This window comes from Roseicella aerolata (assembly GCF_020523605.1).
Classification (GTDB): domain Bacteria; phylum Pseudomonadota; class Alphaproteobacteria; order Acetobacterales; family Acetobacteraceae; genus Paracraurococcus; species Paracraurococcus aerolatus.
On record NZ_JAJAQI010000003.1, the window covers coordinates 30,681 to 42,848 of the forward strand.

Annotated in this window: 15 protein-coding genes; 10 read left to right on the plus strand and 5 right to left on the minus strand. The window is 71.3% G+C overall.

Features of this window, described 5'->3' with window-relative positions; all coding sequences use genetic code 11:
• Positions 1 to 9 precede the first annotated feature (9 nt).
• The 3 genes from LHA35_RS02640 (at position 10) to LHA35_RS02650 (ending at position 3,823) form a co-directional block, all read left to right on the plus strand.
• Positions 10 to 1,443, plus strand: a complete 1,434-nt coding sequence (locus tag LHA35_RS02640; RefSeq protein ID WP_226604136.1) for a leucyl aminopeptidase family protein — start codon at positions 10 to 12, stop codon at positions 1,441 to 1,443.
• A gap of 176 nt (positions 1,444 to 1,619) precedes the next feature.
• Positions 1,620 to 3,230 carry a catalase gene (locus tag LHA35_RS02645; protein WP_226604138.1) on the plus strand — a complete coding sequence of 537 codons (1,611 nt, stop codon included), beginning with the start codon at positions 1,620 to 1,622 and terminating at the stop codon, positions 3,228 to 3,230.
• 68 nt (positions 3,231 to 3,298) lie between these two features.
• Positions 3,299 to 3,823, plus strand: coding sequence for an ankyrin repeat domain-containing protein (locus tag LHA35_RS02650; protein WP_226604140.1), 525 nt, complete (start codon positions 3,299 to 3,301; stop codon positions 3,821 to 3,823).
• A gap of 3 nt (positions 3,824 to 3,826) precedes the next feature.
• Here the strand turns inward: LHA35_RS02650 and LHA35_RS29055 are convergent, their stop codons facing one another.
• Positions 3,827 to 4,906 (minus strand): methyl-accepting chemotaxis protein, encoded by a 1,080-nt coding sequence (locus LHA35_RS29055; protein WP_274707738.1) that lies wholly within the window; start codon positions 4,904 to 4,906, stop codon positions 3,827 to 3,829.
• Positions 4,907 to 5,136: 230 nt separating this feature from the next.
• Between LHA35_RS29055 and LHA35_RS02660 the strand changes: the two genes are divergently transcribed.
• The 3 genes from LHA35_RS02660 to LHA35_RS02670 all read left to right on the plus strand — a co-directional run bounded on the left by LHA35_RS02660 (position 5,137) and on the right by LHA35_RS02670 (position 6,481).
• Positions 5,137 to 5,562 carry a GFA family protein gene (locus LHA35_RS02660; RefSeq protein WP_226604143.1) on the plus strand — a complete coding sequence of 142 codons (426 nt, stop codon included), beginning with the start codon at positions 5,137 to 5,139 and terminating at the stop codon, positions 5,560 to 5,562.
• Positions 5,563 to 5,712: 150 nt separating this feature from the next.
• Entirely contained in the window at positions 5,713 to 6,171 is a 459-nt protein-coding gene (locus LHA35_RS02665; RefSeq protein WP_226604145.1) for a DNA polymerase III subunit chi, read from the plus strand.
• A 55-nt stretch (positions 6,172 to 6,226) separates the two neighbouring features.
• Positions 6,227 to 6,481, plus strand: a complete 255-nt coding sequence (locus LHA35_RS02670) for a hypothetical protein (RefSeq protein ID WP_226604148.1) — start codon at positions 6,227 to 6,229, stop codon at positions 6,479 to 6,481.
• 23 nt (positions 6,482 to 6,504) lie between these two features.
• Here LHA35_RS02670 and LHA35_RS02675 read toward each other — a convergent pair whose 3' ends face one another.
• From LHA35_RS02675 to LHA35_RS02685, 3 genes are read right to left on the minus strand one after another with little or no spacing between them, the layout of a single operon-like run.
• Positions 6,505 to 7,209: a hypothetical protein gene (locus tag LHA35_RS02675; RefSeq protein ID WP_226604150.1), complete on the minus strand. Its 705-nt coding sequence runs from the start codon at positions 7,207 to 7,209 to the stop codon at positions 6,505 to 6,507.
• Positions 7,210 to 7,257: 48 nt separating this feature from the next.
• Positions 7,258 to 7,563, minus strand: coding sequence for a hypothetical protein (locus LHA35_RS02680; RefSeq protein ID WP_226604152.1), 306 nt, complete (start codon positions 7,561 to 7,563; stop codon positions 7,258 to 7,260).
• 47 nt (positions 7,564 to 7,610) lie between these two features.
• Entirely contained in the window at positions 7,611 to 8,597 is a 987-nt protein-coding gene (locus LHA35_RS02685; RefSeq protein WP_226604154.1) for a Bug family tripartite tricarboxylate transporter substrate binding protein, read from the minus strand.
• A gap of 292 nt (positions 8,598 to 8,889) precedes the next feature.
• Here LHA35_RS02685 and LHA35_RS02690 point away from each other — a divergent pair, with 292 nt between their 5' ends.
• Complete coding sequence (locus tag LHA35_RS02690; RefSeq protein WP_226604156.1) at positions 8,890 to 9,063, plus strand: hypothetical protein; 174 nt, start codon at positions 8,890 to 8,892, stop codon at positions 9,061 to 9,063.
• A gap of 172 nt (positions 9,064 to 9,235) precedes the next feature.
• On the opposite strand, the gene LHA35_RS02695 is transcribed toward LHA35_RS02690, so the two are convergent.
• On the minus strand, positions 9,236 to 9,679 hold the full coding sequence (locus LHA35_RS02695; RefSeq protein ID WP_226604157.1) for a nucleoside deaminase: 444 nt from the start codon (positions 9,677 to 9,679) through the stop codon (positions 9,236 to 9,238).
• Positions 9,680 to 9,798: 119 nt separating this feature from the next.
• Here LHA35_RS02695 and LHA35_RS02700 point away from each other — a divergent pair, with 119 nt between their 5' ends.
• The 3 genes from LHA35_RS02700 (at position 9,799) to rsmD (ending at position 12,059) form a co-directional block, all read left to right on the plus strand.
• A complete protein-coding gene (locus tag LHA35_RS02700; RefSeq protein WP_226604159.1) occupies positions 9,799 to 10,515 on the plus strand; it encodes a gamma-glutamyl-gamma-aminobutyrate hydrolase family protein in 717 nt (238 codons plus the stop codon).
• Positions 10,508 to 11,368 (plus strand): pseudouridine synthase, encoded by an 861-nt coding sequence (locus LHA35_RS02705; RefSeq protein ID WP_226604161.1) that lies wholly within the window; start codon positions 10,508 to 10,510, stop codon positions 11,366 to 11,368. Before LHA35_RS02700 ends, LHA35_RS02705 begins: the two co-directional genes overlap by 8 nt.
• Before the next feature lie 115 nt (positions 11,369 to 11,483).
• On the plus strand, positions 11,484 to 12,059 hold the full coding sequence (rsmD, locus tag LHA35_RS02710; RefSeq protein ID WP_226604162.1) for a 16S rRNA (guanine(966)-N(2))-methyltransferase RsmD: 576 nt from the start codon (positions 11,484 to 11,486) through the stop codon (positions 12,057 to 12,059).
• Positions 12,060 to 12,168 lie beyond the last annotated feature (109 nt).

Here is a 12,168-nt window from a genome sequence, read left to right on the forward strand (position 1 = left end):
GGGCGCCGCATGCTGAGGGTGAAGCTGCGGCCCTCGGCGCGCGACCATGGCGGCCCGCGGGCCATCCCGGTCGCCGAGGGCGCCGCCCCGCCGCAGGCCTTCCGCGCGGCGGCCGAGGCGGCGCGCTTCACCGGCGCGGCCGGGCAGGTGCTGGACCTCCCCACGCCCGGGGGCCGCGTGCTGCTGGTCGGCGCCGGCAGGCCGCGGCGGATGCTCAACTGGGAGATGGCGGGCGGCACCGCCGCCGCCGGCGCGGGCCGGGTGAAGCGCCTGACCATCGACGCAGGCGGGCTGGCGCCCGAGGCGGCCGCGGCGCTCGCCGCCGGTGCCTGCCTGCGCGCCTGGCGCTTCGATGCCTGCCGCCGCCGGGAGGAGCCGGCGCCGGAGGCGCTGGACCTGGTGGTGGACAGCCCGGCCGCGGTGGCGCCCTGCTGGGAGCGCGCCGCGGCCGCGGTGCGCGGCTGCCTCTTCGCCCGCGACCTGACGGCCGAGCCCGGCAACCGGCTGACCACGCGCGATTTCGCGGCGCGGCTGGAGGCGCTGGCGGAGCACGGCATCGCGGTGGACGTGCTCGGCCGCAAGCGGCTGGCGCGGGCGGGGTTGGGGGCGCTGCTCGCGGTCGGCGGCGGCAGCGCCAACCCGCCGCGTCTCGCCGTGCTGCGCTGGCGCGGCAGCCACGCCGCACCACCCATCGCCTTCATCGGCAAGGGCATCTGCTTCGACACCGGCGGCATCAGCATCAAGCCGGCACAGGGCATGGAGGCGATGCGGGCCGACATGGCCGGCGCCGCGGCCTGTGCTGGCGCGATGCTGGCGCTCGCCCTGCGCCACTCGCCGGCCCCGGCCGTCGCGGTGCTGGCGCTGGCCGAGAATGCCATCGGCGCCGCCGCCTACCGGCCGGGCGACGTGCTGCGGACGGGCGCGGGCAGGACGGTGGAGGTGGTGGACACCGATGCCGAGGGGCGCCTCGTGCTGGCCGATGCGCTGCACTATGCGCAGCGCTTCCGGCCGGCTGCGATGCTCGACCTGGCGACGCTGACCGGCGCGATCGTCACCGCGCTGGGCACGCACCGTGCCGGGCTGTTCGGCACGGATGCCGCCCTGCTCGCGCAGGTCGCGGCGGCGGGGGAGGCGGTGGGGGAACAGCTCTGGCCCATGCCGATCGGCGAGCGGCACCGCGCGGAGCTAAAGAGCGACATCGCCGATCTGAAGCAGTGCGTGCCAACAGGGGGCGAGGGCGGCCGCTTCCTGCCGGATGCCTGCCATGCCGCGGCCTTCCTGCGGGAATTCGTGGGCGCGACGCCCTGGGTGCATCTCGATATCGCCGGCCTCGGCACGCGGGCGGCGCCCTGGGCGCTGGGGCCGAAGGGGCCAAGCGGCTTCGGCGCGCGGCTGCTGGATGCGCTCGTGGCGCAGTCCTTCGAGGATCCCGACCGGCACTGAGCCGCGACCCGGCCATGCGCGGGGAAACATCGCCTGCACGCCGCGTTCCCCCGCTTCAGGCGAGGGGCGTGCCGTTCCCGCCTGGCCCAACCCGGTCGGCCGGGCCCGGCACAGACTGCCGGCGCCGGCCGCCGCAACCCGATGCCCCTCCTTTGGGGGCCTTTCTGGGGGAACGTATGAGCGGCCAGGACAACAACCCCATCCTCGCCACACGCCAGGGCCATCCCGTCACCGACAACCAGAGCCTCCGCAGCGTCGGGGAGCGCGGGCCGGCGACGCTGGAGAATTACCAGTTCATCGAGAAGATCACGCATTTCGACCGGGAACGGATCCCGGAGCGCGTGGTGCATGCCCGCGGCACCGGCGCCTACGGCTATTTCGAGGCGACCGGGAAGATCGGCGACGAGCCCGCGACGAAGTACACCCGCGCCAGGGTGCTGACCGAGGCGGGCAAGCGCACCCAGGTCTTCGTCCGCTTCTCAACCGTCATCGGCAGCAAGGACAGCCCGGAGACGGCGCGTGACCCGCGCGGCTTCGCGGTGAAGTTCTACACGGTGGACGGCAACTGGGACCTGGTGGGCAACAACCTGCGGATCTTCTTCATCCGCGATGCCATCAAGTTCCCCGACATGATCCACGCCTTCAAGCCGGACCCGGTTACCAACCGGCAGGAGCCCTGGCGCTTCTACGACTTCGTGCAGCACCACCCGGAATCGCTGCACATGGTGACCTGGGTGAAGAGCCCCTGGGGCATCCCGGCCGGCTACCGCAACATGGAGGGATCGAGCGTCAACACCTACAAGCTGGTCAATGCCGAAGGCGTCGCGCATCTCGCCAAATTCTCCTGGGTGCCGAAGCAGGGGGTGAAGAACCTGACCAGCCAGCAGGCGGCGGAGATCCAGGCGAAGGATGTCGGCCACGCGACCAAGGACCTCTATGAGGCGATCGAGCGCGGCGACCATCCGGAATGGACCTTCTGCGTCCAGCTCATGGAAGACGGCCCGCATGACGAGCTCGACTTCGATCCGCTCGACGACACCAAGCGCTGGCCGGAGGACAAATTCCCGCTGCTGCCGATCGGCCGCATGGTGCTGGACCGCAACCCCGACAACGTCCATGCCGAGACCGAGCAGTCCGCCTTCGGCACCGGCGTGCTGGTGGACGGCATCGACTTCTCCGACGACAAGATGCTGCAGGGCCGCACGCTCTCCTATTCGGACACGCAGCGCTACCGCGTCGGCGCCAACTACCTGCAGCTTCCGGTGAATGCGCCGAAGGGCACCAAGGCCCGGACGAACCAGCAGGGCGGCGAGATGGCCTATTACGTGGACCAGGCCGGCGCCAACAAGCACGTCAATTACGAGCCGAGCAGCCAGGGCGGCCTCACCGAGGCGCCGCGGCCCGGCAAGGACTATCACCAGTGGGTCGAGGGCCATCTCGGCCGCTACCAGACCACCAGGACGCGCGACGACTACGCCCAGGCCGGCGCACGCTACCGGAGCTTCGAGGACTGGGAGCGCGAGGACCTGATCGCCAACCTGGCCGAGGACATGCGGGCCTGCCCGGAGACTATCGCGCTGCGCATGGTCTGGCATTTCTGGCACTGCGACCCGGATTACGGCACGCGCGTCGCGCAGGCCGCCGGGATCGACCTCGAGAAGGCCAAGGCGCTGCCGCCGCTGCCCGGCAAGCCGGCGCCGGGCCAGGACCGCCCCGGCCCGACCTATAGCAGCGGCCGGCGGGAGGAGCCGAAGGGCGCCCGGCCCGGCCGGCAGGCGGCGGAATAGGCGCCCCGGAGAACGGGGGCGCGGGCAACCGTGCCCCCTCGCTGCGGCCGGCAGGGCAGGGGATTTCCATGCAGGACCGGACGGAGCCGGGGCGGGAACTGGATGCGGAGACGCTGGCCTTCGCCGGCCGCGTCTTCGGCCATGCCCGCGGCGGCCAGGCCAGCGAACTGGCGGAACTGCTCCGCATGGGGCTGCCGGCCAATCTCCGCAACGAGAAGGGCGACAGCCTGCTGATGCTGGCCGCCTATCACGGGCAGCAGGAGGCGGTGCGCGTGCTGCTGGAGGCAGGCGCCGATCCGGATCTGGCGAATGACCGCGGCCAGACCCCGCTCGCCGCGGCTGCCTTCAAGGGCGCGGCCGATGTCGTGCGGCTGCTGCTGGAGAAGGGCGCCGCGGTGGACGGGCGCGGGGAGGGCGGGCGGACGGCCCTGATGGTCGCGGCCATGTTCGACCGCACCGAGATCCTGGACCTGCTGCTGGCCCGCGGCGCCAACCCGCTGCTGGAAGACGGCGCGGGCATCACGGCGCGGGCGGCGGCGGAGCGGATGGGTGCGGCCGGCACGGCCGCGCGCCTGGCCAGGATGGGCGGCTGAACCCTATCCTGCCGCCTGCACCAGCACGCCGTACCAGCCGAGGCCCTTGTAGGTCTCGTAGCCGGGCGTCCGGTGGAAGGCGATGGTCCGCGCGCCGTCATGATGGAAGCCGGCCTCCCGCCCGCCGGCCGAGAGCGCCACCTGCTCTTCCAGCACGCCCTTGCCGTCCGAGGCCGCGAGGACCCGTCCCTGCGCATCCAGCAGCAGCACGCGGGTCCGCCGGGCTTCCTCCGGCGTCAGGCGCACGCCGCGCACCACCGCCTCCGCCTGCGGGCCCCAGTCGAAATGGATGCCCAGCACGCCGATCGCGCGGCCATGCGTCTCGCCACCCTCCCGCACTGCGGCGGCATAGGTGGCGACCGGCGCGCCGCCGAAGGCCGCCGGCCGGGCCACATCGGCCACCGCGAACTCCTCCCCGCTGGCCGAGCGCAGCGCGGCCTGGAACCAGCTCTCGCCCGAGACGTCGAGTCCGACCGCCGGCCAGCGCTCCGCCCGCCCGTTGGCGATCACCCGCCCCGACAGGTCGCAGAGCCAGAGGTCGAGATAGACGGTGTAGGCCCCCAGGATGACGCCGAGCCGCTTCGCCGCATGCGCCAGCCGCGCCGGCGCCGGGTCTGCCGCCGCCTCCACCACCGCCGCATCGGTCGCCCACCAGCGGACGTCGCAGGTGCGCTCGTAGAGGTTGCGGTCGATGATCTCGATGGCGTTGAGCGCCAGGTCCACCAGGCGCTGGCCGCGCACCGTCTCCGCCATCTGCGTGCCCACGCCGCGCAGCGCGTCGAAGGCGTCCCGCAACTCGCCATCCATGGCGTCCGAGAGGCGGGCGACCTCGCCGGCCACGTTGCGCACCTCATTCGCGACGACGGCGAAGCCGCGGCCGCTCTCGCCGGCCCGCGCCGCCTCGATGGTGGCGTTCAGCGCGAGGATGCGGGTCTGCTGCGTGATGCCCTGGATGGCCCGAAGCCGCGCGGCCACCAGCCCGGCGGCATGGTCGGCAAGGGCGAGGACGCGCTCGGGCGTCGCCTCCCCGGTGTCCTGCCGCGCCGTTCCCGCCCTCTCCTTCGGGAGAATGCCGCCGTCCATGCCGCCGTCCTGCCGCCTCGCCACCGCCCTCATGGCAGCGGACAGGCTGCGAAAGCGCTAACGAATCGCGCTCCTGCCGACGCCGGCCCTCTCCCAATCGTCGGGCGGTCTACTGGTTCACGCCGGACGATTCGTACCGTTGACAGCGGTTTTCCCTCAGGCGTGGAGTGGAGAAGGGACCGGAGCACGCAAGCGAAACAGCGCCGCACCGGTCTCGGAGGAGCGACGGGATGCCGAGGATTACAGGGGGATGCCTCTGTAGAGGCGTCCGGTACGAGGGCAAGGCGGAGCCGATCTTCATGCGGGCCTGCCACTGCAAGGAATGCCAGCGCTTCACCGGATCGGCCTTCGTGACCGCCATCGCGGTTCCCAGGGAGGCGATCACCATTACGGGGGCCATGACAACCTACTCCCAGCCCGGCGGGACCTCGGGCTTGCCGCTGCGCCGCCGGTTCTGCCCTCGGCGCGGCTCGCCCATCATCGTTCAGGTCGAGGATTCCACGAGGATGGCCACCATGGCGGGCACGCTCGACGACACGACGTTCTTCCGGCCGACGGCGAACATCTTCTGCGAGGAGGCGCAGTCCTGGGTCCCGATGTCACCGGACATGGAGAAGCACCCGCGCTACGACGGCTGGCTCCCGACCCCGACCTGATGCCGCCTCGGCGGCACATACGGAGCCGCACTGCGGGTACCAAGCGTTCGGCGCATGCCACCAGACCGCGCGTGCAGCGGCGCGCATCCGTGCGCCGGGCAGGCATGGAACATTCGTGCCGCTGGTACTAGCCTGCGGCCGGACCCACGCATGACCGACATCGCCTTCTACCACCTGACCCGCACGCCGCTCGACCAGGCGCTGCCGAAGCTGCTCGGCCGCGTGCTGGCCACGGGCGGCCGCGCGCTGGTGCTCTGCGGCAGCGAGGAGCGGGTGGCGGCGCTGGATGCCGCGCTCTGGCTCAGCACCGACCCGGACTGGCTGCCGCATGGCAGCAAGGCGATGGGCCATGCGGCGCAGCAGCCGATCTGGCTGACCGCCGAGGATGTCGGCGGGGAGGGGGCGCCGAACGGGGCGCGCTTCCTGTTCCTGGTGGATGGCGCCGAAAGCGCCCGCCTGGACCTGTTCGACCGGGTGCTGGACCTGTTCGATGGCGCCGACGAGGCGGCCGTTGCCGCCGCGCGGCGGCGCTGGAGCGCGGCGAAGGCGGCGGGGCATGCGCTGTCCTACTGGCAGCAGGGCCAGCGCGGTTGGGAGAAGAAGGCCTGACCAACCAGGGTGGCCCGGCAATTGCAGGGCCAGGGCCCGACCTGGAGTTCGTGCCATGCTCCCGCGCCGTCGCCGCCGCCTGCCTCCGCTGCCGGTCAGCACCGCGCCCCCGCCGCGCGCCGGCCATAATGGCGGCCCGCCGCTCGACCCGGAGGAGAGCTGGCGCGGCTATGTCTGGCGCAGGAAGGTGAAGCAGGCCTGGAAGGTGCCGCGCGAGATCGCGCTGCGCCGCCTCGCCCGCGCCGAGGAACTGGGCATGACCTACCGCGAGTACACGCTCGAGATCCTGGAGCGCGGGCGGTATCTTTGAAGCATCAATTCTAGTGAATCAGTTTACAAACTCCAACTCTTCGGGTCTAGGAAAGTGCTGCTCAGGTATGCTGACACTCGCCGAGTGTAATCACGGAAATCTGCGTTCTGGGAAGAAATGCGGTTCATCGTGTCCCAGTCGATCATTTCGCGCTTCCGTGCAGGAATGACAATGCGGCTTTCGTCCGGGATAATTCGGTTGAAGTGCATGTACCCAATGCCGTGGGCCGCGCACAACATTTCCAGTTCACCTAACGTCTCTTGCCCGCCGCTTACGCCTGTTGCGACAAGATACCCATAGGTGGCCCAACTGCTGTTGGAGACAGCCTGGAAGAATGACTCGCGGAGATTGCTGGTGGAAATCTCTTCCTTGATTTCAAAGGACCAAAGCTCAACGACCTCCGATCCGAAGCCACGGGCACATTGCAGAATCTCACTATTCCAGCTTGCTCCCTTTGGCAGCATGCCGGCGATGTCAGGATGCAGCCACCGGTTTGCTCCTGACCCTCGATTGTTCTTCGATTTTCGTTCATCAATCCGGAGAGCAAGAATATTCTTCTGTGCAAACAGATATTGCCGAAATGGTTCATACAGGCTCTTCTCGCCTGAATCCGATGCCTTGATTTCCTCCGCCGGTTGCGTGGGATTTGGCTGCGCCTTCACCGGGCTGGCGCCAATATCTGACGCCTCGGCCGAAACTGGCTGCCAATAGTAGAGTTTTGGCCGCACTGATTCATCTGTTATTAGTTGAGGAAATCGCTTTTGCAGCGTTGGTCGTTATGAACCGACTTCAGCCACAAGCTGCTGCTCAAAAGGAACGTCAGGACGGGATTGCGCGAGCGCCCGGCGCTTGTCTTCGAAATCTCTTGGGTGCTCAGCCAAAATCTGGAGAACCAGATCTCGTGCGGTGAATCGCTTGCCAGCATTGCGCTGCAAGAACGCCACGATGTGCTGACCAAGACTCGGCATGGGACGACTCGAATCCACCTCAGTTTGCTGAGTATGAGCGTGCGGCTTGGCACCGGCTGGTACAAACCGCAAAGCGGAAACCGTCGAGCATGGCGCTTGCGCCAGCCGCGACATGACGTTCCAGCAGGTTCACAAAGGGCAAGCGGAAAGGCTTGCCCTCCTCACTCCAGCCGGATGCCCGTCAGCTCCACCAGCCCCTTCCACCGCTCCACCTCCGCCCGCTGGAAGGCGGCGAATTCCGCCGGCGGCAGCGGTGCCGGGGTGAAGCCCAGCGAGGCGAGCCGCGCCACCATCTCCGGCTCCGCCAGGATGCGCGGCAGCGCCTCGGCCAGCCGCGCCACCACCGGCTGCGGCGTCCGCGCCGGCGCCCAGAGGCCGAACCAGGCATCCACCGCCATATACGGCGCGCCCGCCTCGGCGAAGGTCGGGATCTCCGGCAGCTCCGCCAGCCGCCGCGGCGCGCCGATGCCAAGGCAGCGCAGCCGCCCGTCCTTCACCAGCGCCACCACCTGCGGCCAGGTGGAGACGAAGAAATCGACCGTCCCCGCCACCGTGTCGGTCGTGGCCTGGGCACCGCCGCGATAGGGCACATGCGTCGCCTCCAGCCCCTCCCGCCGCACGAAGCTCTCGGCGATCACATGGCTGGCCGAGCCGACGCCGGAGGAGGCGTAGGTCAGCCGCCCGCCGCCCTTCCCGCGCGCCGCCAGCTCCGCCAGCCTCCGCGATGGCGCGTTCGCCGGCACCACGAGGGCATGGTGCACCTCCGCCAGGCGGCCGATCGGGGCGAAGTCCTCGACGGGCCGGTAGGGCAGGTCCCGGACCATGGCCGCATTGGCGGCATGGGTCTGGTTGTTGCCGAGCGCCAGCGTGTGGCCGTCCGGCGCCGCCGCCGCCGCCGCCTGGGTGCCGACCACCGCCGCGCCGCCGGGGCGGTTCTCCACCACGAAGCCCGGTCCCGGGATCGCGACCGCCAGCCGCTCGGCCAATGTGCGCGCGAGCACATCCGTGCTGCCGCCCGGCGGATAGGCAAGCAGGATGCGAACCGGGCGGTTCGGCCAGGTTTCGGGCGCCGCCGGCGCCTGGCCCTGGGCCCGGGCGATCCCGGGCACGAAGAGGGAGGCGGCGAGCAGCCGGCGGCGGGCGATCATGGACGCATTCTCCTCACTCGTTGCGGATGCTGTCGAAGGGCTTGTAGCGCGGCCGGCGGAGGGCGTCGCCTGCGGTGGCACGGGCCCTGCCGGCAGGTCGGAATCATCGCGCCCGGTGAATCACGACGATGTGACATCATCCTGCGCCGAAACGGGTTCTTTAGAAACATTCGGTATTGTTTCTGCCGCGATTGCGCCACAGGCGATGTGCAATACTGATGATGCAAGAAGGGGAACGGAAAATGCCGGGCGGAGTCGCATCCTCCTCCAGGACGGACCGGTGGTGAGGCGCATGGACAAGCGCGTCGATCCCTGGGGTGACTTCCTGCGGCGGCTGCTCCTCTCGGCCAGCCTGGCCGGCACCACCCTGCCCGCCACGGCGGCGGAGGATGCCGCGCCGGTCGAGGTGGCGGAGCCCGACCTGCCCGCCAGGCAATCCGCCGCGGTCGAACCCGCCGAGGGCTGAACCCGGCGGGTGCCCCCGCAGGCACGCCACCACGCCCAGGCCTGCCCTCATTCAACGGCCCGGATGCGGAACCGCATTCGGAAAAGAGCGCCGCCCTTGCGGCGGGCCGCAGAAGCGGCCCCGGCGCGGGCTGGCGCCCAGGCCGCAGAGGCCACTGACCGGGGCCGGTCCATCAACGCCTCGCCGCGAAGAACGCCCGCAGCAGCGCGCCGCATTCCCCTTCCCGCACGCCGCCCACCACCTCCGGCACATGGTGGCAGGATGGGGCGGCGTAGATCCGCGCCCCGTGCTCGACCCCGCCGCCCTTCGGGTCATAGGCACCGAAGACCACCCGCCGCACCCGGAAGACGCTGGCGGCCTGGGCGCACATCGGGCAGGGCTCCAGCGTCACGGTCAGGGTGCAGTCGCCGAGGTTCTTGTTGCCCCGCGCGGCGGCGGCGGCGCGCATCGCCAGCATCTCGGCATGGGCGGAAGGGTCGTGCCGCGCCTCCACCTCGTTCCCCGCCCGCGCCAGCACCGCGCCGGCGGCATCCGTCACCACCGCGCCCACCGGCACCTCCCCGCGCGCGGCGGCGGCGCGGGCTTCCGCAAGGGCGAGTTCGATGGGGCTGGCCATGGCGCCCGCTTGTCGCCCGGCCACGCGCCCGGGTCCAGCGCCGGCGCCGGTGCGGGCCGTTTCACGCCGCCCCGCGCTTCGTGCTTCCGCCCCCGGGCGATCTGCCCTACCAACCCGGCATGCGCACCCGCCCCGTCATCGGCGTCACCCTGGATGCGGAGGAGCCGGGCGGCTACTCCAAGCTCCCCTGGTACGCCCTCCGCAAGAACTACTTCTCAAGTCTGGCCGAGGCCGGGGCGCTGCCCGTGGCCTTGCCGCACCATCCGGAATTGGCCGGGTCCTATCTCGATGAGATCGACGGGCTGCTGGTCACCGGCGGTGCCTTCGACGTGGACCCCTCGCTCTGGGGAGATGAGCCGGTGCACCCGACCGTCACGCTGAAGCCGGGCCGCACCGATTTCGAACTGGCCATGACCCGCGGCGCCCTGGCGCGAGACCTGCCGGTGCTCGGCATCTGCGGCGGCCAGCAGCTCCTCGCCGTCGCCTTCGGCGGCACCCTCATCCAGCACATCCCGGACAGCATCGCGGAGGCGCTGGCGCATGAGCAGCCCAACCCGCGGACCGAGCCGGGGCATGAGGTGGCCATCGCGGGCAACACCCTGCTGGCCAGCATCGTCGGCAAGCCGCGCATGGCGGTGAACAGCGCGCATCACCAGGCCGTCGCGACGGCCGGCGCGGGCGCCGTCATCAACGCCCTGGCGCCGGACGGCGTGGTGGAGGGCGTCGAGCATCCCGGCCATCGCTTCGCCCTCGGCGTCCAGTGGCACCCGGAATATGCGGTGGATCCCGCCGATCCGCTGATCTTCCGCGCTTTCGTGCAGGCCTGCCGTGGCTGAGGACGAGGAGGGCGGCGAGAATACCGGGCGCGGCGAGCGGATCGCCAAATGGCTCGCCCGCGCCGGCATCGCCAGCCGGCGGGACGCCGAGAAGCTGATCGCCGAAGGCCGGGTGAAGCTGGAGAACAAGGTGGTGGAGACGCCCGCCACCTTCATCCGGCCGGGCGACCTGGTGACGGTGGACGGCCGGCATGTCGCGGAGCCGCAGCGCACCCGGCTCTTCCGCTACCACAAGCCGACCGGCCTGGTGACCACGCACCGGGACGAGAAAGGGCGCGAGACCGTCTTCCAGAAGCTGCCGCCCGGCCTGCCGCGGCTGGTCTCGGTTGGCCGGCTCGACCTGAACTCCGAGGGGCTGCTGCTGCTGACCAATGACGGCGAGCTGGCCCGGCGGCTGGAACTGCCCTCCAATGGCTGGCTCCGCCGCTACCGCGTCCGGGTCAACGGCTTCATTGATGAGCGGGCGCTGGCCGACCTCGCCCGGGGCGTGACGGTAGAGGGCGTGCGCTACGCCCCGATCGAGGCCGGGCTGGACAGCCGCAAGGGCGCCAATGCCTGGCTGACGGTCGCGCTGCACGAGGGCAAGAACCGCGAGATCCGCCGGGTCATGCAGCATCTCGGCCTCAACGTCTCCCGCCTCATCCGCACCGCCTATGGCCCCTTCCAGCTCGGCGCCCTGCCACGCGGGGCGGTGGAGGAGGTGAACCCGAAGGTGCTGCGGGACCAGCTCGGCCTGAAGACCGAGACGCCGGCGCAGGAGCGGCTGCGCAAGGTGAAGGCCCGCTCGCGCGCCGGGCGGGATGCCGGGGACGCCCCCCTCGACGCGGCCCCGAAGCCCGACCCCGCGGATTAGAGCAGATCGCGGGAGGCCGTGAACGACCGGATGCGTGAATCTGCTCTGCCATCAAGGAACTGCAGCGGATTGGCGTTCAAGTTTGAACGCAATCCGCTGTAGGCGCGGCCGCCGCATGCGCATCATCGCCGGGACGCATCGTGGCCGGCGTCTGACGGCGCCCGCCGGCCAGGCCACCCGCCCGACCGCGGACCGGGTGCGGCAGGCGCTGTTCGACATGCTCTGGCACGCCCCCTGGGCCGGGCGGGAGCGGATCGAGGGCGCCCGGGTGGTGGATGCCTTCGCCGGCACCGGCGCGCTGGGGCTGGAGGCGCTTTCGCGCGGCGCCGCCGCGGCGAGTTTCCTCGAGACCGACCGGGCGGCGCTGGCCGCGCTGCGGGCCAATATCGCCGCCTGCCGGGAGGAGGCGCGCTGCCGCGTCCTGCCGGCCGATGCGACGAAGCCGCCGCGCGCCGACGCGCCCTGCGACCTGATCTTCCTCGACCCGCCCTACCGGGAAGGGCTGATGGAGGCGGCGCTCGCCGCGCTGCGGGCCGCCGGCTGGATCGCCCCCGGCGCCCTGGTCTGCGCCGAATATGGCGCCCTCCCCCCAGGCTCGCCCCTTGCCCCGCCGCCCGGCTTCGCGCCGCTGGCGGAACGGGCGCATGGCCCGGCGCATCTGCTGGTCCTGCGGGCGGAGGGGGGCGGGTGACGCCGCGCGGCCGCATCCTCTCGCGCGCGCTGATGATCCTGCCCTCGACCGCGCTGGGCGGGACGGAGAAGCACAGCGCCGCCCTGGCCCGCGCCCTGGCGGAGGCCGG

Bases quoted from the DNA above. Each gene is read 5' to 3' on its own strand.
- LHA35_RS02640 (WP_226604136.1), top strand. From the start codon at position 10: ATGCTGAGGGTGAAGCTGCGGCCCTCGGCGCGCGACCATGGCGGCCCG.
- LHA35_RS02645 (WP_226604138.1), top strand. From the start codon at position 1,620: ATGAGCGGCCAGGACAACAACCCCATCCTCGCCACACGCCAGGGCCAT.
- LHA35_RS02650 (WP_226604140.1), top strand. From the start codon at position 3,299: ATGCAGGACCGGACGGAGCCGGGGCGGGAACTGGATGCGGAGACGCTG.
- LHA35_RS29055 (WP_274707738.1), bottom strand. From the start codon at position 4,906: ATGGACGGCGGCATTCTCCCGAAGGAGAGGGCGGGAACGGCGCGGCAG.
- LHA35_RS02660 (WP_226604143.1), top strand. From the start codon at position 5,137: ATGCCGAGGATTACAGGGGGATGCCTCTGTAGAGGCGTCCGGTACGAG.
- LHA35_RS02665 (WP_226604145.1), top strand. From the start codon at position 5,713: ATGACCGACATCGCCTTCTACCACCTGACCCGCACGCCGCTCGACCAG.
- LHA35_RS02670 (WP_226604148.1), top strand. From the start codon at position 6,227: ATGCTCCCGCGCCGTCGCCGCCGCCTGCCTCCGCTGCCGGTCAGCACC.
- LHA35_RS02680 (WP_226604152.1), bottom strand. From the start codon at position 7,563: ATGTCGCGGCTGGCGCAAGCGCCATGCTCGACGGTTTCCGCTTTGCGG.
- LHA35_RS02685 (WP_226604154.1), bottom strand. From the start codon at position 8,597: ATGATCGCCCGCCGCCGGCTGCTCGCCGCCTCCCTCTTCGTGCCCGGG.
- LHA35_RS02690 (WP_226604156.1), top strand. From the start codon at position 8,890: ATGGACAAGCGCGTCGATCCCTGGGGTGACTTCCTGCGGCGGCTGCTC.
- LHA35_RS02695 (WP_226604157.1), bottom strand. From the start codon at position 9,679: ATGGCCAGCCCCATCGAACTCGCCCTTGCGGAAGCCCGCGCCGCCGCC.
- LHA35_RS02700 (WP_226604159.1), top strand. From the start codon at position 9,799: ATGCGCACCCGCCCCGTCATCGGCGTCACCCTGGATGCGGAGGAGCCG.
- rsmD (WP_226604162.1), top strand. From the start codon at position 11,484: ATGCGCATCATCGCCGGGACGCATCGTGGCCGGCGTCTGACGGCGCCC.